Raw genomic sequence first — 22,582 nt, 5'->3', positions numbered from 1 at the left:
GATTTGCGCGAGGTTGCCAAAGCCTTTTCATGCGACCGTCGGCCGCATGCTCCGTGAAAAGTGGGTGAATCCGCAGATTCAGAAGTTCATACGACTTCCGCAAAACAGGTTCAGGCCGGGCGACTGCCTCAGAAGGCGAGCCCTTGTTGCATTCTTGTTTGCGTAAGTCCTAGTTCAGATTCTTGCTCCGCCGGTCTGACCGATCGGGCTACGGCGCAAAGTATTCCACAGCCGCTGCACCACCGCCCTGCTGTGCTGCAGGAACCGGAGCGCCAGGCCGGGTTTGCCGCCAGACCCCGGCCTGCACCGCCAGTTGCGGAACGGCCTGCAGCCAGGCTGCCTGCCATTGCGCAGCAGACACGGGCTGCTGCGTGGCTGCGGGCTGCAGCCACAGCCTGCCGGCCTGCGCCCATTGCTGCAGCAGATCGGCGGGCGGCGCAGCCAGCTCGGTCTGCAAACGCGGCCAGGCCTTGAGCGCGGCCCGATGGCCGGGCTGCGCAAACGGTGCATTCCAGGCGCGGTCCTCTTCGGCATTGCTGCACCCTTCCAATTCGGCCATGGTCCTGGCCACATCCCAGCCGGGCTTGCGCGCTGCCTGCTCAAACCATTGCCGACGCGGCTCTGGCTGCGCATTCAGCGGCCAGGTATCGATCAGCCACGCGCCGGCAAAGCGCTCTGGCAGGGCTTGCGCTGCAGCCAGACCCAGGCGGCCGCCATCGCCCTGCCCGACCAGGACCAGCCGCCGCAGGTTGAGCGCTTCGATCAGCTCGGTGATGACCTGCAAATGCCACTGCGCGCTGTGTCGTTTGTCTTTCTTGGGCTGGTCGCTGCGCCCGAACCCTGGCAGATCGGGCACCACCACACGATAACCGGCGGCCAGCAAATCGGGCAGCAGATGCCGAAAGCCATAGCCCCAGCCCGGGCTGCCATGCAGGCACAGCCAGGTCAGTGCTGCATCCTCAGGCCCTTCATCGACCACCGCCAGACGCAGGCCCTGCAGCGCCGGCAGGTCGCTGCGCCACTGCGGCCGCCAGGGCCAGGCGGGCAGGTCGGCAAACGCCTCATCGGCATTGCGCAGCGCCCAGTCCCTGAGCGGGTGCGGCTGCTGCGCTTTTTTTTCCTGGCGTCGCTGCTGGAAGAACTCGGCCATCAGCGCCGAGCATTGCGCGGCCAGCACGCCACGCAGCACCCGCGTCTGGTGATTGATGGCGGGGTAGTCGAAGACATCGAGCACCGAACCTGCCGCACCGGTCCTGGGTTCGGCCGCACCATAGACCACGGCATCCACACGCGCATGCAGCATGGCACCGCTGCACATGGTGCAGGGCTCCAGCGTCACATACAGCGTGCAGCCCTCAAGCCGGTAATTGCCCAGAGTCCGAGCCGCTTCGCGCAGGGCCAGCACCTCGGCATGGGCCGTTGGGTCCTGGGCAGAGAGCGGGCTGTTATGACCGCGGCCTATGACCTGCCCGTCCTTGACGACCACAGCCCCCACCGGCACCTCGCCACAGGCGGCGGCGCGGCGCGCCTGCTCCAGCGCCTGGTGCATGAAGTGCTCGTGCACGGAAGCATCAAAATCCATAGCTATATGCACCTGACAGACAAAGGCTTGACGGATATTCCTTCAAGAAACACCGATACCGCTCAATGACCGCTGATCACCAGTTCCTTGCGCTCGCCGGAGTCATAGCCGTAGAGCGTGACCCGCGGGCTTTGCAACTCGCCCTGCGAATCAAAGGCAATCGTGCCCGTCACCCCCTCGTAGCGCATCTGGCGCAAGCGGGGCAGATAAGCCTCGGCCTGGGCCGAATCGGCACTCAGCATGGCCTTGGCCAGCACCATGGTCGCGTCATACGCGTAAGGGCTGTAGACCTGATACTGGCCGGGAAAATGCTGATCGTACTTCTGCTTCCAGAGCAGACCGCCGGGCATATTGCCCAGGGAGCTGCCGCTCATCACGCAAACCACGTTCTTGAGCGCCGGCACCTTGTCGGCCATGGCAGGCAGGCGCTCCGAACATTGCGCATCGCCGCCCAGGAACTTCACCTGATTCATGGCCAGCTGCGACATCTGGCGCAGCATGAGACCGGCCTGTGCATCGAGCCCGCCGAAGAAGATCGCATCGGGCTTGCGGCCTTTGATGGCGGTCAGGATGGACGAGAACTGAGTGGCCTTGTCGCTGGTGTACTGCTTGTCGACGATCTGCACATCGCGCTCGGCCGCTGCGGCTTCAAACAGCTTGACGATGCCTTGCCCATAGGCCGTGCGATCGTCCACGATCGCGATGCGTTTGACGCCCTGATGCTTGACGGCATAGTCCAGCAGGGCATTGACCATGGCCCGGTCATTGGCGATGACGCGGAAGGTGTCGTCATAGCCTGCCTCGGTAATCGCGGGGTTGGTGGCTGCGGGGGTGATATTGGGAATGCCGCAGTCGTTGTAGATCTTGGCAGCCGGCAAGGTCGTGCCCGACTGAAGATGCCCCACCACGGCCGCCACCTTCTTGTCGCAGAAGCGGCGTGCCAGCGCCGTGGCCTGACCGGGGTCGCCCACATCGTCGCCGGCCTCCAGCTTCCAGTGCACGGGACGGCCGCCCAGTTGCAGCTTGCGGGCGTTGAGCTCGTCAACCGCCATGCGCACGCCGTTCTCCTCATCCTTGCCCAGGGCTGCGATGGGACCGGAGACCGGGCCTCCATGGGCAATGCGCACCACCAGAGGCTTTTCCGCATCCGCAGCGTAAGCGGACGACAGGGATGCGGCGACCAGGGCCAGGCTCAGGGCAGACGAGGTGCGAACACAGCGGCGCTGGGCCGAGCGATCAGTCATGGACATGCTTTCTCCTTGATGAAGCGGAAGGCTGTGGCACGCAAGCCTACGCCAGGCCAAAGCCTCAAGCGTAGCGGCAAAGCCTGCGATACCAGCTCGATGTGCAAGCGAAGGGGCAAACCCTGGAGTCTAAGGACCAGAACTCCATTGGAGCAATTGCTAGCAAGCCCGAGCAGGCCCGACTCTTCCTGCGTTGAGCACAGACTCCGGCTGCTGGGGATATTTCGGATTTCGGCTGAAGCTGCCGACCATGCTCTTGCACCATCGCCGACTCGACTCAGCGCCTTGATTGTGCCGCGTTGACAGGGATGGTGCACGCTGCGCCGGACTTTCCTGGCTGCAGGGAAAGCCTTTTTTGAAGGCCGGCAAGTTCACCACGGCCACAGGCACCCGCAGACCGTGCAGGCCCGACCTCCGCGGCGACAACCAAGGATCTGTGACCTACCTGCACAGTGTGAGCAGGTCCCGTGGTGGGAGCATGGCCACGCTCAATCTATCGGGCCAGCACCTGATTCAGCGCATAAATCGATTGCGCCAGCGCGCGAATATCAGCCTGCTGATACAGTCTTTCCAGCCAGTGCGCAGGAATGCCTCTGCGCCCCCAGAACGCCCCCGCGATCTGGCCGGCAATGGCCGCTGTGGTGTCGGCATCATCACCAAGATTGGCAGCCTCCAGCACGGTGGCTTCAAAGCTCTCGTGACGGTCGAAACACCACAAGGCAGCTTCCAGACTGTGCACCACATAGCCAGAACTCTGGATTTGCTCGCGGCTTTTGCTGCGCCAGCTGCCTTGCGCAATCTCGGCAATGCGTGGGCTGCCAAACGGCAGTGCAGCCAGATCCAGCACCTGCGCCTTGCCTGCACCCCGCAGGGCACGGCTTAATGCCACGGCAAACAGACGACAGGCATCCAGACACTCCGCAGCCGCATGCGTGGTGCGAGAGCTCAGCGCCGCCCGCTCCTGCACCTCTTGCTCGTCATGGGCATACGCCATGGCCACCGGGGCCAGCCGCATCAGCGAGCCATTGCCGGCGCTGCGCGCATCTTCGCTTCCCGCCAGCGCATTGCCGGTGCGTAGGTATTGCTGTATCGCCTCGCGTGTTGCCATGCCGATATCAAAGCAGTGACCGGTGGAGCTCCAGTAACCCCACTGATACCAGTTGGCGTAGCGCGTCATCTGGTCCCCGGGGTCGCAACCTTCCTTGACGACCAGGCTCTCGGCCAGGCACAAAGCCATGGACGTGTCATCCGTCCATTGTCCGGCCCTCAGTGAAAACGGCCCGCCCCCCACCATATCGGTCAGCGGCGCAAAGCTGCCGCGCGTCCGAAACTCCAGCGTCGTGCCCACGGCATCGCCGCAGGCCAGGCCCAGCAGAGCGCCTTCAAAACGGTCCAGCGTGCTCATTGTCCGCCCCTCAGCTGCGCACGCGCGGCCATCAGCGCGAAACCCAGCAGGTTCTGTCCGCGCCATTTGCGCGGCTGCTCGGCGTCGGGATTGGCCGCGCCCATGCCGATGCCCCAGATGCGGTCGCGCGGACTGGCCTCGACCAGTACACGCTCACCAGTTCTCAGCAGAAACTCCCCCATGGCCGGGTTCTGCGAGAACTTGGCCACACTGGCGCGCACCACGATATCGAAGCACTCCGCCTTCCAGCGTGCCTCGTCAAAATTTCGCACGCTGCGCCCTATCTGCTTGGCACTGGCCGGAGACGGCGCAGCCAGCACCTGAGCGCGCGCCTCTTCATCCCCGAACAGCCGCGCCTTGGCTGCCATCATGAAATGCTCTGCCGTGGCAAAGCGGTCTCCTTCGACGGTGAATGGAGCAGGAAACCACTGGCTCAGGCAGCCTTTTCCCGCTGAGCCATTCTTCTCGGGCTGATGGCCCCAGAAGCAAAGGTATTTGGGGCGGTAGCCTTGGTCGAGCTGGGCCACCAGATCGGGTACGGATCGAATTTCGTAATCTCGGTTCATGTCTGTTCTTCTTGATAATGGTTCAGCCACCAACGGGAGAAGCCCGCCAGCGTGGCGTGAGTGGAGTCAATGGCCTGCAGACCCGGCCCGGTATTGGGCGACCCGCCTTGCTCGCGCAGCACCAGTGCCTTGTGCATCCGCTCGCCCACGCCTTCGAAATACGGCAGAAAGTCATCGACAAATGCCAAGGGCTGCAACTGGGCCAGGGCTTGAGCCTTGGGGCTGAGGCCCGGATCAGTACGGCTGCTGGTGGCGATCACACGCGATATGGGAAAGCCCAGCTTGCGCAGATTGGTCTGCCGAGCCTCGGCGAACTGCGGCTTGATCGCCGACACACAGACCAGCTCGTAACCGGCGGCGCACAGCTGCTCGCAAGCCTGTAGCGCTCCTGCAATCGCGGGAATACCGGACCAGAACTGCGCATCAAAGCCGGTGCGAAAACGGTTCAGAGCCTCGCCCTGCAAGTTGGCGACCCCCCATCGCTCCATGGCCCAGTAGGCGTCAGGCTGCTTCAACACCGGACGCTCGCCAAACACCCGCTCCCAGGCTGAGGCATAGGCGAGGTTGTAGTCCAGCAGCACGCCATCTGCGTCGATAGCTATGATTTTTGAAACTTTCATGACGGTAGCTTCAGCAGATACCGGGCCGGGACGACATCGGTCAGCCACACGCCGTTGTCGGAGCGGTAGAACACATGGCCCTCGCCCTGCATACGCGCGGCGTCCACCTGCAGCAAGGCCAGCTTGCCGTGACGACTGCCGACCTGAGCAGCCACTGCCTGGCTTTCCGACAAGTGGACATGATGGCGTGACTGCCGGTTCAGGCCCTCATGAAAGATCGCATCCAGAAAACGCGTGGCCGTGCCGTGGTAGAGCACTGCCGGAGGGCGTCTTGCCTCAAGACCCAGTTCGACCTTGATGGAGTGGCCCTGATTGGCGCGTATGCGCTTGCCATCTGCGCTGAAGGAATAGCGTTGCTTGTTGTTATTGGCCACCATGATCTGCAAATCCTCCAGACTGGTGGGTCGGCCGGAGCGCGCCAGACAGGCCAGCAGTTCATCGGTGTGGGCCCAACCCGCATCGTCGAGTTTGAGGCCTATGGTCTCGGGACTGTGTCTCAGCACCAGGCTGAGGAATTTGCTGCGTGCAGTGGTGTTTTGATTTTTCATTTTCTTGTTCTCTTTGTTTGAAGCTGTCGTCCTGGCTCATGACAGGTTCTAGCGCTGCCGAGGCCCGGCCTGGGCGTACTTTCCGCGGTGCCACAGCCTGGTCGCAAACCCGGACCCTGCTTTGTTGGCATTCGTCTGCATGCTTGGACTGTGCTCCAGCTACAGATATAAGTTGCATTGAACAACTTATGCAAGTTGTACAATACAACCCAACATTCATCCAGTCAAGCCTGATTCATGACCGTTACACAGCGTCACTCCAAGCCAGCGCCGGACTTTCCCCGTCCCTACACCACGGTGGATGTGGTGATCTTCACGATTGCGCAAGCCCGCTTGAATGTATTGCTGGTGCAACGCCCAGGCCATGAAGACGATCCATTTCCCGCCCTCTGGGCCCTGCCCGGAGGGTTTGTGAATGTGGATCTCGATGCCGATCTGCAGGCCTGCGCCGCGCGCAAGCTCAAGGAGAAGACGGGTGTGGACAGCCCTTATCTGGAACAGCTTGGCAGCTGGGGCGGCGCGGCACGTGATCCGCGTGGCTGGTCGGCCACCCATGTGTACTTTGCGCTGATTCCCGCCCATGAACTGCAACTGACCAAAGGCGCCAATGCGGCCGATGTGGCCTGGTTCGAAGTGGATGAATTGCTGCGCCGGCCCGCACTGGCGTTTGACCATGGCAGCATCTTGCAGGCGGCGGTGGAGAGACTGCGCAGCAAGGTCGAATACACCTCGCTGCCCGCTTTTTTGCTGAACGAGCCCTTCACCCTGCCTCAGTTGCAGCAAGTCTATGAAACCGTGCTGGGTCGCAGCGTGGACAAAAGCGGCTTTCGCACCCGCATGCTGGCAGCGAACTTTCTGGTCGAAGCCGGCCATGTGGAAGGCGTGTCGAACCGCCCCGCCATGGGCTACCGGCTGGCGGACCGCAGCGGGCCCGTGGTATTTCCGCGCACATTCAGCCCACGCGGCCATTGATACAGGCGATTACCCGCCGCTGTGCCGAAACCGGGGCTTGCTGAGATAATCCTGCCCCTATGTCTCTCCTGCCCCACCAGCTCGAACTCCTGTCCCCGGCGCGCGACGCCGATATCGGCATCGAAGCCGTCAATCATGGCGCGGACGCCGTCTATATCGGCGGACCGGCCTTTGGCGCGCGAGCGACTGCAGGCAACGACATCCGCGATCTGGAGCGGCTCATCAAGCATGCCCACCGCTTTGGCAGCCGCATCTTCATCACGCTCAACACCATCTTGCGCGACGATGAGCTGCAGGGCGCACGCGATATGGCCTGGCAGATCTACAACGCCGGCGCCGATGCGCTGATCATTCAGGACATGGGTCTGCTGGAACTCGATCTGCCACCCATCCAGCTGCACGCGTCCACCCAGACCGATATCCGCACGCCCGAGAAGGCCCGCTTTCTGCAGGACGCCGGCCTGTCGCAGATCGTGCTGGCGCGCGAGCTGGATCTGAAACAGATTGCCGCCGTGCGCGCCGCGACAGACCCGAGCCGCACCACCATCGAATACTTTGTGCATGGCGCGCTGTGCGTGGCCTACTCGGGCCAGTGCTTCATCAGCCATGCCCATACCGGACGCAGCGCCAACCGTGGCGACTGCAACCAGGCCTGCCGCCTGCCTTATGAGGTGACAGACGCCAGCGGCCGCATCATCGCGCACGAAAAGCACGTGCTGTCCATGAAGGACAACAACCAGAGCGATAACCTGCGCGCGCTGATCGACGCCGGCGTGCGCAGCTTCAAGATCGAGGGCCGCTACAAGGACATGGGCTATGTGAAGAACATCACGGCCCATTACCGCAAGCTGCTCGACGAAATCATCGAGGAGCGCGAGTTCTCCGATCAGCCGCTGGCGCGCTCGTCGTCAGGCCGCACCACTTTCTCGTTCGAACCCGATCCGGATCAGAATTTCAACCGCGAGTTCACAGACTACTTCGTCAACGGCCGCAAGGATGACATCGGCGCCTTCGACACGCCCAAGACACCGGGTCGTGCCATCGGCTGGGTGACACAGGTCGGCGACAAATGGTTCGAGATCGAAACCAGCGACAAGACCGCCGAGCTGCACAACGGCGACGGTCTGTGCTACTACGATCTGCAAAAGGAACTGGTGGGCGTGCACATCAACCGTGCCGAATGCGTGAGCGCCAAAAAAGGCATCTGGCGCGTCTTCCCCAAAAACGAGATCGCCGAATTCAAGGATCTGCGCAAGGGCCTGGAAATCAACCGCAACCGCGATATGGACTGGGTACGCACGCTGGAGAAGAAGTCCAGCGAGCGCCGTATCGGTCTATGGGCCGAGTTCAAGGAAGCTGCTGCCGGCTTTGCGCTGACGCTGACCGACGAGGACGGGTTTGTCGGGGCTGCCGCCATCGCGCATGAGCACCAGAGCGCCACCGACCCAGCCAAGGCAGAAGCCACGCTGCGCGAGCAACTGGGACGCTTTGGCGCGACGGTTTTCGAGGTGAACGATATTTCACTGAGCCTGAGTCAGCCCTGGTTTGTACCCGCCTCCGTGCTCAACCAGCTGCGTCGCGATGCCGTTGCCGCATTGGAACAGGCCCGCGCCGACGGCTTTGTGCGTCTGCCCCGCGCCAAGCCCGTGGAGCCGCCCGTGCCTTTTCCTGAAGACACACTGACCTATCTGGCCAATGTCTACAACCAGAAGGCCCATGACTTCTATGTGAAGCATGGTGTGAAGATCATCGACGCCGCCTACGAGAGCAAGGAAGAGGAAGGCGAAGTCTCGCTGATGATCACCAAGCACTGCGTGCGCTTCTCGATGAGCCTGTGTCCCAAACAGGCCAAGGGCGTGATCGGCGTCAAGGGCACCATCAAGGCAGAGCCGCTGCAGCTGATCAACGGCAAGGAAAAGCTCACGCTGCGCTTTGACTGCAAGCCCTGCGAGATGCATGTGGTTGGCAAGATGAAGAAGTCGGTGCTCAACCAGCATGCCAAGGAAATGAAAGAGTCTCCCATGCAGTTCTACCGCACACGCCCCACGCCTCAGCAACTTTCCTGAGCACGTTTGAGCCCACAAAAAAGCCCGCCACCGGCAACGGTTGGCGGGCTTTTTTACAGCCTCAAAACCACTGGTAAAAACCCTCGGTTCAATCCCTTTGCTCAAATCGTCTATTTTTTAGGCAATCCGTGCAAATCACCATCTGGCGCGGGTTTCAAGGCTTGAAAGCATAGTTTTCCACAAGAGCGTCCACATGATGCGGGGATAAAACTGAGGCATCCACCACACATAACTGTATACATGAACAGTTGCATGTATCAGGCTTGTCCAACAGCCGATATCTTGCCAAAAGACAGCTTTGTACAAGCCTCCTGCAGCAACTTTGCCACTGCCGGCACCAGGGTGCTGAAGTTGGCAAACCCATGCAACATGCCTTGCGCACGAAGGCTGGAAACGGGTACGCCGGCCTGCTGCAGGCGCAGGCCAAAGGCCTCTCCTTCGTCGCGCAATATGTCCAGCTCCGCCGTCACCAGCACCGCTGCCGGCAAACCAGCGAGATCGGGGTACTGCATGATGGAGGCCAGTGGATGTGCAGGCCTGGCAGGGTGATAGTGATGCCACATCGCGGCCATGGCTTCGGTGGTGAGAAACGGCATCTGCCCATAAAGCGCATGCGATGGCGCATCCATATGCGCATCGCAGACCGGATAGAACAGCAGTTGCTGGGATATGCCTCTCCAGCCGTCTTCTTTTGCGCGCAGGCAGGTGGCGACGGCCAGATTGCCCCCCGCGCTGTCGCCCGCCACCATCAGCTGCCGCGCATCGCAATGCAGCTCGGCCGCATGCAGTGCCACCCAGCGCGTGGCGGCATAGGCGTCGTCCAGCGCGGCAGGAAAGACATGCTCGGGAGCCAGCCGGTAATCGACCGACACAATATTCATGCCGGTTATACGCGCCAGGTGGCGGCACAGATTGTCATGCGTTTCCAGCGTGCCTATGCACCAGCCACCGCCGTGAAAATAGACCATGACCGGCGCTGCCTGCGCGGTGCCGGGACGGTACAGGCGCAGCTTGAGCGGCTGGCCATCGCCACCGGGAATGTCGATCTCGCGCACCTCATGCATGGGCAGGTCGGCAGGCGGAAAGGCCATGTGGTCCATGAGCTTGCGGATTTCGGGCACCGGAGTGGCCACAAAATCCATGGGCGGAGCATCCTTGAACTGCTCCAGCACAGCAGCCATTTCTGGGTGTATCTGCATTGGGACTCCTTGAAGTTGATGGAGCGCGCCCGACCAGGACAGGCCAGGACGGGCGCAAGACGGCACTCAGGCCACAAGCTCTTCGGTCTGGTGGTGGATATAGTCCTGCCATACCGGCGCACTCATCTCCTGCCGGAAGCGCGACTGCGACCAGGGCCATGTGTTGGGCACACCGTTTCTGTCCAGGTACCAGCTGTTGCAGCCCGAGCCGAAGACCGAGCCTTTGGCGGCCTGCAAGCGCTCCTGGTCGTACTGAGCCAGGGCTTCGGGCCTGGCCGAAAGCCCTGCCACACCGGCTTGCTGACCACGCTCTATCAGCTGCGAGATATAGCCCCACTGCATTTCCGAGGTATCGATCAGCGAGAAGTTGCCCACGGGAGAGGTCGGCCCGTTCATGAAGTAAAAGTTGGGAAAGCCCGGCACCGAGATGGACTTGTATGCCGTGGGCACATCGCTCCAGGCCTGCTCCAGCGTGGCTCCGTTCAGGCCCGTCACATTCATGGGGCGCACATAGCGGTCGGCCTTGAATCCCGTGGCCAGGACGATGATGTCCACCTCATGCAGCACGCCGTCGCTGGTACGCACTCCCTTTTTCTCGACCTTGGCAATAGCTTCGGTGATCAACTCGGAATCGGGGTGCTGGATCGCCTTGTAATAGTCGGGAGAATAAATCAGGCGCTTGCAACCAGCCCGGTAATGAGGCTGCAGTTTTTCACGCAAGGCTGCGTCTGCAACAGAGCCATCCAGGTTGTCCTGGCAGATTTTCTGAATTTCCTGAATCTGCTCCGAATTCGGATCCAGCACACCCTCGGTAAAGCGCTCCACATTGGCTACATAAGTGGGTTCGCGCTGCAGATAAACCAGCAGATCGCGGTTGCTGCGGAATTCGGCACGCTGCTCTTCGCTGAAAGCTGGATTCTCGACCGGAAAAATCCATTGGGCCGTGCGCTGAAAATGTCGCACCCTGGCACGCGACGCCAGTGCCGAGACAATTTGCACGCCCGTTGATCCCGTGCCGATGACGGCGATCCTCTTGCCGTCCAGCGGTACAGAATGATCCCAGCGCGCACTGTGAATCATGTCTCCCTCGAACTCCTCCAGGCCCTTGATCTGCGGATAGTTGGGGTGGTGCAGCACACCTGTGGCGGCCACCACCACCTTGCCCTGGTATTGCTTGCCATGCTGATCCTGCAGCGTCCATGCATCGCACGTCCATTCGGCACGCGTGATTTCGGTGCCGAACTGCGAAAAATCGGCAATACCGTATTTTTTGAACACGCCTTCGAAATACTGCTGAATCTCGGCTCCGGGCGGAAGTACCCGAGACCATTCGGGGTTGGGCTCGAAAGAATAGGTATAGGCGTGCGATGGCACATCGCAAGTCAGGCCAGGATAAGTATTATCCCGCCAGGTCCCCCCCAATGTCCCGGCCTTTTCCAGAATAATGAATTTCTTCCCGCTATTCTTCAGATGAATACCAGCCAGAATTCCGGACATTCCGCAACCAATCACTATGACGTCATATTTCATTGGAATTCCTTAAATATTAATTACTTTTGCTGCAGAGAATCCACCATCTACCGGAAGATTGACCCCGGTAATAAATGAAGAAATATCGGAAAGCAAAAATGCCACGGCATTACCCACCTCTTGCGACCTGCCCGCCCGCTTGAGCAAATGCATGGCCTCGAAAGCCCGGCCTACAGGCAGTTCATCAAGCATGGTGGTCATGGGTGTATGGATATAGCCGGGGCTGATGCTGTTGACCCGCACCCCGTAAGGACCGAGATCCGATGCCAGACTGCGCACCATCTGGATCACAGCCCCCTTGGAGGTGCAATAGGCCAGATTGGTCGGGTTGCCCAGCATTCCGTTGATGCTGGCGATGGTGACGATGGAGCCCTGACCACGCTGTTTCATGTGGCTGGCCACAGCACGAGCACTGAGCATGGTCCCCGTCAAATTGACCTGCAGTACCTGCTCCCACTCCTGCAAGGGCATGCTCTCCAGATCACCCACGCGGGAAATGCCAGCAGAAGTCACCAGCCCATCAATCTGCCCATAGCGGTCCAGCATGTAAGTAACCAACTCATTGGTCAGCTTCTCGCTGCTCACGTCAAGCTTGCGAAATTCGCAGCCCTGCGGCAAATCCTGGCTTTGCTGAAGATCGGCACACACCACCTTGGCTCCGCTGGCTGCCAGGGCCTGGGCGCTGGCCAGGCCTATGCCCGAGGCACCACCTGTAACCAGAACCACTTTTCCTTCCAAACCACTGATGAATGGATTCATTTTCAAACCTCAATACTGGCTGACCGCCACCAATTGGCGATGAGGATTGAGATTCTTTGTTCTTTTCAAATTCAAATCACTCTGATTTTTCCTCTTTACAAAATAAGTTTGTTTTTACAGTCCCTAGTAGAAACCATTAATTCATTCGGACGTACTGTGCCCGGATTTTTTATATGTCAAGCAGGTCTTCCCATTTAATCAATCAATAAAGACTGTAAACACCTTCAATAACTGTCAAGCGGGAATTCGTGAGAAATATAGATAAGCCGAAAATGCTTTAATCCATTCGTATTTAGCCAATGAGGAAATCATGAAAGTTGCAGTCATCACCGGTGCAGCCAGTGGAATTGGTGCAGGCCTTGCCAAAAAGGCAGTCACTCTTGGAATGAAGGTCGTGGTTGCAGACCGCGACCAGGTGGGTCTTGAGAAAGTCGCGCTGGAACTGGGAGATCAGGCATTGGCCGTGGCCACCGATGTCACCAGCCAGGCGTCGCTGGATACACTGGCCGACAAAGCCTATGCAGCTTTCGGTCAGGTCGATCTGCTGTTCAACAACGCAGGCGTTCTCAGCACCGGCAATAGCTGGGAGATCAGCGATGCCAAGTGGCAGCAGGCCTGGCAAGTCAACGTCAACGGCATTGTCAATGGCCTGCGCGCTTTTGTGCCGCGTCTGCTCAAGGCCAACCGGCCTGCCCGCATCATCAACACAGCATCGGTAGGCGGTTTTCTGCCCAGTGCCATGATGGCCCCCTACTCCGCCACCAAGTTCGCAGTGGTCGCGCTGACCGAAGGTCTGGCTGGCGAACTCGCGGCCATTGATCCGCAAATCAAGGTCTCGCTGCTGGCACCAGGCCCCGTCAGGACAGCCATCTTCCGAGAAGCACCTGACGCGGCGTCGGCAAAATTTCACGGCATGATGACCCATTTGCTCGACGAAAACGGCATGGACACCGAGGAGTTCGCCAACCGCGTCTTTGCTGCCATTGACCGTGGTGAATACTGGATCGTGCCTCAGCCGGAAATGTTGGACCCGCTGCTCAAGGCCCGCAACAAGCTCATCGAGACGCGAGCCGACCCAGTACTGTCCTGGACGCAGGAGACCGCAGAGTGAAACCAGAGCCTGCTTTTGCAGGCCCTGGCAGCATTTGCGGGGCACACCCGGATATCAGGTGCCCCAAAGCTCTCTGGCCACCTGCTCGAACTGGCGTCGCATCACGTTTTTCTGCACCTTGCCCGTCGCCGTGGACGGGAAGGCCTCCACAAAATGGACCAGTTTTGGCACTTCAAAGCCGCTGAGATGATTGCGGCAATGGGCCAGTATCGACTCCGAATCCACCTGAGCCCCCGGCTTGCGCATGACAAAGGCACAGACCGCCTCGCTCCAGTGGGGGTGCGGCAGTCCGAACACGGCGGCGGCCGCCACCTCCGGATGCGCCAGCACCACGGCTTCAACCTTCACGCTGGCCACGTTCTCGCCGCCGGTCTTGATCATGTCCTTCTTGCGATCTATGAACTCCATCCGTCCCTGTGCGTCCCACATGCCCAGGTCGCCGGTATGGTGCCAGCCGAACTTCTGTGCCTCTGCCGTCGCCTTGGGGTCCTTGAAATAACCCAGCATGACATTGGGGCCGCGATGCACGATCTCGCCGACCTGACCCGCTCCCAGCAGATTGCCATCGTCATCCATAACGGCGGTCTCACAAGTGCTCAGAGAGCGCCCCCAGAAATTGGCATCGCATTCGACGTTGAGCAAGGGGTGGAAAGTCATGGTGGCCGGATATATCTCGGTCTGCCCCGTGGCTAGAGAGATATTGCGGCACATGCGCTGCGCAATCTGGGCGATCAAGGGTTTGGGAATGGGCGCCATGGCATAGATGCACTGCCGGATGGTGCTGGGCGCGAAACCCGGATCGGCCAGCACCGCGGCATACATCAGGGGCAGTCCGACAAAGATCGTCACACCTTCCTTCATCACTAGTTGCCCTACCTCCGCCGGCACAAACTGCCGCGTGAGCACGGTGCAAGCGCCTGCCGCCAGCGCAGTCTGCACCAGCGCATGCTGGGCGCAATGAAACAGAGGCAACCAGCCGCTGAGCACATCGGCCTCGCCATATTTCATCTCCTCGATATTGCCCTTGACCGCCGCATATACCGACAGATGAGAATGCACCACGCCCTTGGGATTGCCGGTGGTGCCGCTGGTGTACATGAGCAAGGCCGCCTGGTTGTCGTCAATATCAACCTCGGGCAAAGCATCGGACTGGCCTGCCTCGGACTGTGCCAACGACATGCCCGGCAGTCCTGGCTGTATTTGCTGCGTTTGCAGGCGCGTGATGATGAGCGGCACCTGCAATTGCTGCAGAATTTCGGCCAGCCCGGGCAGGGCCAGCAACTCCTGATCGACCACCACTGCCGACACCTCTGCATGCCGCAGGATGTAGTCGATGCTCGATACCTCCAGCTTGATATTGACGGGCACCCACACCTGCCCCGCCTTGTGAATGGCATTGCAGGCCACCACCATGTCTATGGAATTGGCGCACAGCATGCCGATCTGCTTGCCCGTCCCCAGCGTCGAGAGCAAATAATGCGCGAAGCGTGAACTTCGCGCATCCAGCTCGGCATAGCTGATGCGCTCAGCACCATCGACCAGCGCCGTGCGGCTGCCAGACTTGCGCGCACTGCGGTAGAGCAGATCACCCAGCGCAATGCGCCGGATGCCCCGTGCCTCCTTCGTCAGACTCATCTCGATCATGGTTTGTCTCCTTGATAGTGTGCAACCCGGAACCCATAACCCACGCTTTTTCTTGTTGTGTCTCTAATCCTGCTGCGGCATGGCCATCGCGGCGGCAGCAACCATGGGCGAAAGCTGGCCCTGCGCCCCACCGTCACAGGCAATGACCGTGCCGGAGATATAGCTGGCCGCATCGCTGCCCAGAAACAGGGCCAGCTGGGCAATGTCCGCGGTCGTTCCCATGCGCCCCAGCGGCACCATGCTGCGTACCAGAGCGTCTCCTTCAGCTCCCTGCGGGGCCAGCCGGCGCATGCCTTCCGTGCCCTCGATGGGGCCGGGAGAAATGGCGTTCACACGAATGCCCTTGGCGCCCCACTCCAGCGCCAGTACCCGCGCCAGATGGTCCACTCCCGCCTTGGCGGCGCAGACATGGGCCTGGTACATCATGGGGACGGTGGACTGCGGCGCGGTGATGAAGATCAGGCTCGCCCCGGGCTGCCGCAAGTGCGCCAGAGCCTGACGCGCGACATGAAAGCTGCCCAGCAGATCAATGTCCACCACCACCCTGAAAGCGTTGGACGACATCTGCTGGGCAGGTGCGAGAAAGTTGCCTGCCGCACCAGATACCAGGACGTCGAGCGGCCCGTGGCAAGCCACGGCCTGCGCCAGCGCCGCTGCCACCGCCTGTTCATCGCGCACATCGGCTACCACGCCAAAGGCCTGCGCCCCCAGCGTCGCCAGGGCCGCGTCCACATTGGCCTGCTTGCGGCTGACGACCGAGACCCGGGCTCCTGCCATCGCGTAGTGCTGGGCAATGCCCAGGTTGATGCCTGTGGTGCCGCCAAACACCATCACATGGCGGCCCGAAAAATCGAATTGCACATTCATGGAAAGCACTCCTCTGTTCGCAACAAGGCTTTCTGGATCTTTCCTGCCGGGGTCAACGGCAACTCGGTGCGAAACACCAGCTGGCGCGGCAGCTTGTAGTCAGCGAGCTGCTGACGGCAATGCGTGAGCAGTTCCTCCTCGCTCACGCTGGCATCAGGTCTGATCACGATGTAGTAGCGCCCCACCTCGCCCAGCACGGGGTCCGGCACGCCTATGCCGGCGACCATCAGCACGCCTGCATGACTGGCAATCACGCCCTCCACCTCGCTGGGATAGACGTTGAAGCCGCCCTGTATGAACATGTCTTTTTGCCGCCCCTTGAGGTGGATCAGCCCCTCCTCATCGACAAGCCCCAGATCACCCGAATGAAGCCAGCCACCGGCAAAAGCATCTTCGTCCTGCTGCTGCCCAACATAGGCCGGAATCACCCCTGCACCACGAAACCACAGCTCCCCCACCTCGCCGCTGCGCAGCTCTTCGCCATCGGCCCCGGCCACGCGCAGCTGCGCCCCTTGCAGCGGCTTGCCTATGCTGTGCAGCAGGGCTTGCTGACCCGCCTGCCAAGGTGTCATCGCGATGGCCCCGGAAGTCTCGGACAGACCGTAGAGATTCATGATGTTCACGCCCGGAAACTGCTGCTGCAGCCGCTGCAGCAACACCGGCTCCACATTCGATCCGCCCACCACAATCAGGCGCAGCCGGCTCATATCCACCTCGGCCAGAAGCGGATGCATGAGCAGCAGCGTCAGCATGGTGGGCACGCCCACCAGCCAGGTCGGCGGATGCTTTTGCGCCATCCTCAACACGGATTCGGGGCTGAACATGGGCACCAGCTCGCAGCAACCGCCCGCCAGCAACATGGTCAGCACGCCGCAGGTAATGCCGCCCACATGGTTGAGCGGCATGGCCAGTTGCACCATATCCTCCGCCGCAGCCTTCACATGCGCATGCTGCGCCAGCGCTGAGCCCAATTGAGAGCGATGCGTCAGCCCCGCTGCCTTGGGCCTGCCCGTGGTGCCGGATGTGTAGATGATCATCAGCAGGTCATCCGGTGCAGGACCGTCGCCTTCATGCAAGGCTTTCGCGCCGGACCGCAGCGCTTGCTCGAATCCTTCATCCACCCACAGCAGATGCTCCAGCGCCGCAAAACGCCGACGGGCCTGCGCCAGATAGTTCTGGTAGTCGAAGCCGGCAAACTCGCGCGGCGCAAGCACGGCCTTGACCTGGCTGTCCTGCAGCATGAAGTCCAGCTCGGCATCGCGGTATCGGACGCTGAGGCCCACCACGACCAGCCCCGTCTTCGCCGCCGTAAGATAGCTCAGCACCCAGGGCAGACCGTTGGGCAGGATGATGCCGATGCGATCACCGGGTCTCAGGCCCAGCGAGGACAGATGGGCAGCCCAGGCGCTGGCCATGACATCCACCTGCTGCCAGCTGTAGCTGCGCCCCTGGTCGATATAGGCATTCCTGTGGGGATGGTCGGCTACGGTCTGCGCCAGTGCCTGCGCCACGGTCCGAGGAGGAGTACAAGCGTTCATCTGTGACTTCTCCCCGATTCAGGCCGCCAGGTGCAGCATCTGCCTGGCCTCCCTGGGAGTGGCGACTTCACGGCCCACATCACGCGCATAGCGAGCCAGCTGCTCTATCAGCGGAGCGTTGGATGTGACCTTGCTGCCGTCGGGCAGATAGAAAGTGTCTTCCAGTCCGCTGCGCAGATGTCCGCCGAGCTCGGCTGTGCGCAAATGGGTGGGCCAGATCTCGCTGCGCCCGATCAGCGTGGTCTGCCAGGGCGCATCCTTGATCTTGAGCCTGAGCAGTATGGGCAGCAGATCGGGGTCTGCCGGCATGCCGGACTCCACCCCCATCACGAAGTTGTATTCGGGCAGGCCTCGGTACATGCCGGTTTCCACATACATGCCCACGCAGCGCACGATGCCCACGTCAAAGCACTCGAACTCGGGCAATGTGCCGGTCTCTGCCATCACATCGAGAAAGTCCTGCACCTTGGCGGGCTGATTGTCGAACAGCATGGGCGGCCAGGCCCAGCTTCCATTGCTGCGGGTCTTGAGATAGTTGAGCGAGCCCGCATTGCAGGCCGCCATCTCTGGCCGCGTGGCACGTAAACAATCCAACGGTCCCTGGTAGTCGGGGCCGACCACGCCAGTGGTCTGATTGATGATGAGCTCGGGGCAGGCTGCACGCATGGCATCCACGCAGGCCCTGGCCACTGCCGGATCCCAGCTGGGCAGATGACCCTTGCCCTCCTCCTGGCGCCTGAAGTGGACATGAACCACCGATGCGCCTGCGTCGTAGGCTCGGCGCGCCTCCTGCGCCAGTTGCTCTGGCGTCACGGGCACATGATGCTGATTCGGATCGGTCAGTACCCCGGTAATGGAACAGGTAATAATGGCTTTGTCGGACATATCGCTCCTTGGATAGAAGCTGATAACGCTTCATTCACAAGCGTTTCAGGCTGATTTCGCTCAAATTTCCCGGCAACGGCTGAGGCCGCTGCAACAACCGCGCTAGATACGCCACTGGCGCGCGGCCAGCTCTTTCATGATTTCCTCGGTGCCGCCGCCAATCGTCAGCACCTTGACTTCGCGGTAGATGCGCTCGCTCAGCGTGCCGCGCATAAAGCCCATGCCACCCAGAATCTGCACCGCCGTATCGGCGCAGAACTGCATGGTCTGGGTGGCGTGGTTCTTGAGCACGCAGACCTCGCCCACCCAATCCGCACCGCTATCGCCACCATCGGCACGTGCGCAGACGGCGTTGAGCCAGGCTTCGGTGCTGCGCAGGCGCTGCTGCATGTCCACCAGCTTGTGGCGTATGACCTGATGCTGATTGAGCGTCACGCCAAAGGTCTGGCGCTGCTGGGCCCAGGCCAGCGCCTCGTCATAGCAGGCCTGGGCAAAGCCCAGTGCACCACAGGCAATGCCCAGGCGCTCGCCGTTGAAGTTCTGCATGATGGCGCGAAAACCCTCGCCCTCGGCGCCGAGCAAATGGCTGGCCGGCACGCGTACGCCATCAAACAACAGGTGGGCCGTGTCCGAGCATTGCCAGCCCATCTTGTGCAACGGGCTGCGTCTCAAACCCTCGCTGCCGCCAGGCACCAGGATCAGGGAGATGCCGGATGCACCTCTTTCCTCGCCCGTACGCACCGCCACCGTGATCCAGTCCGCACGCATGCCCGAAGTGATGAAGGTCTTCTCGCCCTCGATCACATACTCGTGGCCATCGCGCCTGGCCCAGGTACGCAGCGCCGCTACGTCCGATCCGCCGCCTGGCTCGGTAATCGCCAGCGCCGCGATCTTGCGGCCCAAGAGCACATCGGGCACCACCTGCTGCTTGAGCGCATCACTACCCAGAGCCACCACGGGCGGCAGGCCGATGTTGTGCGACAGCAGACTGGCCAGCACGCCGCCACTGCCGCCGTAGCGGCACAGCGCCAGCCACAGAGCTGCGCGCAGGCTGTGTGTAGCCGCAGTACCACCGAGCTCCTCGGGGTAGCCAATGCCGAGCAGCCCCAGCTCGGCGGCCTGGCGATAGAGCTGGCGCGGGAACTCGCCCGCCTCGTCCCAGGCCGTGACATGGGGGGCGATTTGCTCGCGCGCAAAGCGACGCACCAGGTCATAGAGCATTTCACGTTCAGCAGCATCCGTCATGCAGGACCTCCAGACATGGGCGCCAGTTTCAGCAGCACCTGACCCGGCGCCACCTGCTGGCCGGCATTGACCAGCACGGCCTCGACCCGACAGTCGGCCTTCACGCTCAGACTGTGCTCCAGCTTCATGGATTCGATGACCACGACCACATCGCCGGCCTTGAGCGCCTGCCCGGCCACCGCCCCCAGTTGCACCACACGGCCGTTGAATGGCGCGCGCAGTTCTGCAGTCTGGCCCGCTGCTGCCGCATTCTCGGGCGGGGCATAGCTCACATCTTCGAGCCACCAGTCCACGCCGCCGGCCTGCAGATGCCAGCGCGAGCCGCCCTGCCCGGCGGGCAGTTGCACGGCCTGCACGGTTTGGGTCAGGCCCTCACATCTCGCTCGCCAGCCATCGCCCAACAACTCGTCCACCTGCAGCAGCGCAGGCTCGGCGCCATGCCACTGCAGCAGCCAGCTTTGTGCGGTCTCGGGCCTCAGGGTCAGCTCCTGTGTCCGGCCCCGGTGCTGCAGCTTGCGCAACTGGGCATAACTGCAAGCCAGCGGCCCCGGCCTTTGGCCCACGGCGCACAGCGCTCCCCAGTGCTGGTGCGCCAGAGCCTCCTTTTCTCGCAGCTGCTGCTGCAAGCGTGGCGCATCGCCCGCCAGATAGGAGATTAGAGCCTGACCGCGCCTGAACACCTCGTCGTTCAGGCATTCAATCAGAAAGGCGCGGTTGGTCGGCAAGCCCAGCACCCTGAGCCGGCCCAGCGCATGAATCAGCCGGTCGATGGCTTGCTCCCGCGTTGGCGCATGGACGATCAGCTTGCCCAGCATGGCGTCGTAATAGGGCGTGACTTCGCTGCCGATGTGCAATGCGTGGTCAAAGCGCAGTGGCGCGCGGCTGAAGATGGCAGCCTCGGGGGGCGAGAAATGCCGCACCACGCCGGCATGTGGCTGAAAGTTCTCGTCTTCGGCGCACAGCCGCACCTCGATGGCGTGGCCGTCGAGCCGAACCTGCTGCTGCGTCAACGGCAAGGCTTCGCCACGCGCCACGCGAATCTGCCACTCGACCAGATCCAGGCCCGTCAAGGCCTCGGTCACAGGATGCTCAACCTGCAGCCTGGTATTCATCTCCATCAGATAGAACTGCCGGCCTTCGACCAGGAATTCCACCGTACCCGCACCCACATAGCCTGCGGCCTTGGCCAAGGCCACGGCGCAGTTGCCCATCTGCTCTCGCAGCTCGACATTGACGGCCGGACTGGGGGATTCCTCGATGATCTTCTGGTGGCGGCGCTGAACCGAGCAGTCGCGCTCCCCCAGATGAATCACATGGCCATGCCCGTCGGCAAACACCTGCACCTCCACATGGCGCGGATGCATGACGGCACGCTCCACCAGCAAGTCACCATTGCCGAAACCAGCCAAGGCTTCGGAACGTGCACTGTTCAGAGCGGCATGCAATTGCTGAGCACTTTCCACCAGCCGCATGCCGCGTCCTCCCCCACCGGCCACGGCCTTGACCATGACGGGGTAGCCAATCATGGCGGCTTCGTCGGCAAAGCGCGCGTCGCATTGGTCATCGCCTTCATAGCCCGGCAGACAGGGCACGCCATGGGCCTTGGCCAGTTGCTTGGCGGCGGCCTTGCTGCCGAGCTGGCGAATCGCCGCCGGCGGAGGGCCAATCCATATCAGGCCCGCTTCCTGGACGGCCTGGGCAAAGCCGGCATCCTCGCTGAGAAAGCCGTAGCCGGGGTGCACGGCATCAGCCCCTGTTGCCTTGGCAGCCGCCAGCAGCTTGTGCATGTCCAGATAGCTCTGTGCCGATGTCAGCCCGCCCAGTGCATAGGCCTGTGTGGACTGTTGCACATGGAGGCTTCCTGCATCCGCATCCGAGTACACCGCCACGGTATCTATGCCCATGCGCCTGGCCGTAGCCATGATGCGCAGCGCAATCTCGCCACGATTGGCAATCAGAATGCGCTTCATGATGTGCCTCCTGCAACGCAGGTCCAGGGAGCGGGCTGCTTGCTGGAAAAGGCCTTGAGCCCCGCCCCTGCCTCAGCGCTGCGCAGTGCACTGGCAAAGACCTGCGCGCCCTGGTTCAGCGATGCATCCAGACTTTGCCCGCCAATCGCTGCCAGCAATTTTTTGGTGGCAGCCACCGCCTGCGGTGCGGTCTGCACGCAGATTTCAAGCTGATGCTGCAACTGCTCGCGCCAATGGGCAGCGTCTGTGGCCTGGATCACGGTCTGCACCAGGCCAACCTCCTGCGCCTGGCTTGCGGACCAGCGCTGACCGCCCAGCAGCCATTGACGCCCAGAACCGTCGCCCAGCCTGCGCAGCACAAACGGCGCGATCTGCGCGGGCACAATGCCCAGCGTCACCTCGGGTGTGGCAAAGACGGCCTGCTGATCCGCCACCACCCAGTCGGCCACGCAGACCAGCCCCACACCGCCGCCCATGGCTGCGCCCTGCACGGCAGCGATCAGCAACTGGGGCAACTCTGCCAGTTGCTGCAGCAGATGACCAAACTCGCGGTTGACCTGAACCAGCGGGTCCTGTGCGCCCGCAGGCAGCGGCGAGCCTATGCTGCTGGCAAAGCCTCCCAGGCTCCCACCCGCGCAGAAATGCCCGCCGTTGCCGAACAGCACCACCACGCGCAGCAGTGAATCCTTCTGCGCTCTGGCGGCGTGATCGCGCAAGGCTTGCACCACCTCATCAGTCAGTGCATTGCGGGTTTGCGGCGAGTTCAGTCGCCACCATTCCACAAAGCCGCTGCCCAAGGGAAGACGTTCGATTTCAAGCACCTGGGTCATG

At 61.7% G+C, this 22,582-nt stretch carries 19 protein-coding genes; 3 read left to right on the top strand and 16 right to left on the bottom strand.

Annotated features, from left to right (window positions below; genetic code table 11):
- Window positions 1–208: 208 nt before the first annotated feature.
- The 6 genes from tadA to EIC84_RS01330 all read right to left on the bottom strand — a co-directional run bounded on the left by tadA (window position 209) and on the right by EIC84_RS01330 (window position 5,965).
- Window positions 209–1,582 (bottom strand): tRNA adenosine(34) deaminase TadA, encoded by a 1,374-nt coding sequence (gene tadA / locus EIC84_RS01355; RefSeq protein ID WP_134737289.1) that lies wholly within the window; start codon window positions 1,580–1,582, stop codon window positions 209–211.
- Between the two features lie 62 nt (window positions 1,583–1,644).
- Window positions 1,645–2,832 carry a branched-chain amino acid ABC transporter substrate-binding protein gene (locus tag EIC84_RS01350; protein WP_003063279.1) on the bottom strand — a complete coding sequence of 396 codons (1,188 nt, stop codon included), beginning with the start codon at window positions 2,830–2,832 and terminating at the stop codon, window positions 1,645–1,647.
- 487 nt (window positions 2,833–3,319) lie between these two features.
- The gene (locus EIC84_RS01345) at window positions 3,320–4,231 is read right to left on the bottom strand and encodes an ADP-ribosylglycohydrolase family protein (RefSeq protein WP_003063280.1); all 912 of its coding nucleotides are present in this window, start codon (window positions 4,229–4,231) and stop codon (window positions 3,320–3,322) included.
- A complete protein-coding gene (locus EIC84_RS01340; protein ID WP_003063282.1) occupies window positions 4,228–4,797 on the bottom strand; it encodes an NADAR family protein in 570 nt (189 codons plus the stop codon). Before EIC84_RS01340 ends, EIC84_RS01345 begins: the two co-directional genes overlap by 4 nt.
- Window positions 4,794–5,417, bottom strand: coding sequence for a phosphate acetyltransferase (locus EIC84_RS01335; protein ID WP_003063283.1), 624 nt, complete (start codon window positions 5,415–5,417; stop codon window positions 4,794–4,796). Before EIC84_RS01335 ends, EIC84_RS01340 begins: the two co-directional genes overlap by 4 nt.
- On the bottom strand, window positions 5,414–5,965 hold the full coding sequence (locus tag EIC84_RS01330; protein ID WP_003063285.1) for an RNA 2'-phosphotransferase: 552 nt from the start codon (window positions 5,963–5,965) through the stop codon (window positions 5,414–5,416). Before EIC84_RS01330 ends, EIC84_RS01335 begins: the two co-directional genes overlap by 4 nt.
- A 237-nt stretch (window positions 5,966–6,202) precedes the next feature.
- Here EIC84_RS01330 and EIC84_RS01325 point away from each other — a divergent pair, with 237 nt between their 5' ends.
- Both EIC84_RS01325 and EIC84_RS01320 read left to right on the top strand, forming a co-directional pair.
- Window positions 6,203–6,937, top strand: a complete 735-nt coding sequence (locus tag EIC84_RS01325) for an NUDIX domain-containing protein (RefSeq protein WP_003063287.1) — start codon at window positions 6,203–6,205, stop codon at window positions 6,935–6,937.
- Window positions 6,938–6,996: 59 nt separating this feature from the next.
- Entirely contained in the window at window positions 6,997–9,003 is a 2,007-nt protein-coding gene (locus EIC84_RS01320; RefSeq protein WP_003063288.1) for a U32 family peptidase, read from the top strand.
- Between the two features lie 257 nt (window positions 9,004–9,260).
- On the opposite strand, the gene EIC84_RS01315 is transcribed toward EIC84_RS01320, so the two are convergent.
- From EIC84_RS01315 to EIC84_RS01305, 3 genes are all read right to left on the bottom strand, one after another.
- Entirely contained in the window at window positions 9,261–10,202 is a 942-nt protein-coding gene (locus EIC84_RS01315) for an alpha/beta hydrolase (protein ID WP_003063290.1), read from the bottom strand.
- A gap of 66 nt (window positions 10,203–10,268) precedes the next feature.
- Window positions 10,269–11,732, bottom strand: coding sequence for an NAD(P)/FAD-dependent oxidoreductase (locus EIC84_RS01310; RefSeq protein ID WP_003063291.1), 1,464 nt, complete (start codon window positions 11,730–11,732; stop codon window positions 10,269–10,271).
- A gap of 9 nt (window positions 11,733–11,741) precedes the next feature.
- Complete coding sequence (locus EIC84_RS01305) at window positions 11,742–12,491, bottom strand: SDR family NAD(P)-dependent oxidoreductase (RefSeq protein WP_003063293.1); 750 nt, start codon at window positions 12,489–12,491, stop codon at window positions 11,742–11,744.
- A gap of 310 nt (window positions 12,492–12,801) precedes the next feature.
- Between EIC84_RS01305 and EIC84_RS01300 the strand changes: the two genes are divergently transcribed.
- Window positions 12,802–13,602, top strand: coding sequence for an SDR family oxidoreductase (locus EIC84_RS01300; RefSeq protein ID WP_003063295.1), 801 nt, complete (start codon window positions 12,802–12,804; stop codon window positions 13,600–13,602).
- Window positions 13,603–13,656: 54 nt separating this feature from the next.
- On the opposite strand, the gene EIC84_RS01295 is transcribed toward EIC84_RS01300, so the two are convergent.
- From EIC84_RS01295 to EIC84_RS01265, 7 genes are all read right to left on the bottom strand, one after another.
- Window positions 13,657–15,246 (bottom strand): class I adenylate-forming enzyme family protein, encoded by a 1,590-nt coding sequence (locus EIC84_RS01295; protein ID WP_003063297.1) that lies wholly within the window; start codon window positions 15,244–15,246, stop codon window positions 13,657–13,659.
- Between the two features lie 63 nt (window positions 15,247–15,309).
- The gene (locus EIC84_RS01290; RefSeq protein WP_003063298.1) at window positions 15,310–16,113 is read right to left on the bottom strand and encodes an SDR family oxidoreductase; all 804 of its coding nucleotides are present in this window, start codon (window positions 16,111–16,113) and stop codon (window positions 15,310–15,312) included.
- Window positions 16,110–17,651 (bottom strand): class I adenylate-forming enzyme family protein, encoded by a 1,542-nt coding sequence (locus EIC84_RS01285; RefSeq protein WP_134737288.1) that lies wholly within the window; start codon window positions 17,649–17,651, stop codon window positions 16,110–16,112. Before EIC84_RS01285 ends, EIC84_RS01290 begins: the two co-directional genes overlap by 4 nt.
- An 18-nt stretch (window positions 17,652–17,669) precedes the next feature.
- Window positions 17,670–18,536, bottom strand: a complete 867-nt coding sequence (locus EIC84_RS01280; RefSeq protein WP_003069778.1) for a 3-keto-5-aminohexanoate cleavage protein — start codon at window positions 18,534–18,536, stop codon at window positions 17,670–17,672.
- 102 nt (window positions 18,537–18,638) lie between these two features.
- Window positions 18,639–19,781, bottom strand: coding sequence for an acyl-CoA dehydrogenase family protein (locus EIC84_RS01275; protein ID WP_003069776.1), 1,143 nt, complete (start codon window positions 19,779–19,781; stop codon window positions 18,639–18,641).
- Window positions 19,778–21,751 carry a biotin carboxylase N-terminal domain-containing protein gene (locus EIC84_RS01270; protein WP_003069774.1) on the bottom strand — a complete coding sequence of 658 codons (1,974 nt, stop codon included), beginning with the start codon at window positions 21,749–21,751 and terminating at the stop codon, window positions 19,778–19,780. The genes EIC84_RS01275 and EIC84_RS01270 overlap by 4 nt, the downstream gene beginning before the upstream one ends.
- On the bottom strand, window positions 21,748–22,581 hold the full coding sequence (locus EIC84_RS01265) for an enoyl-CoA hydratase/isomerase family protein (protein WP_003069773.1): 834 nt from the start codon (window positions 22,579–22,581) through the stop codon (window positions 21,748–21,750). The genes EIC84_RS01270 and EIC84_RS01265 overlap by 4 nt, the downstream gene beginning before the upstream one ends.
- Between the last annotated feature and the right edge of the window lies 1 nt (window position 22,582).

It is taken from the genome of Comamonas sp. A23 (assembly GCF_004522605.1).
Taxonomy (GTDB): Bacteria; Pseudomonadota; Gammaproteobacteria; order Burkholderiales; family Burkholderiaceae_C; genus Comamonas; species Comamonas thiooxydans.
The sequence above is the reverse complement of the archived record's forward strand: the minus strand, read 5'-3'. Positions and strand labels throughout refer to the sequence as shown.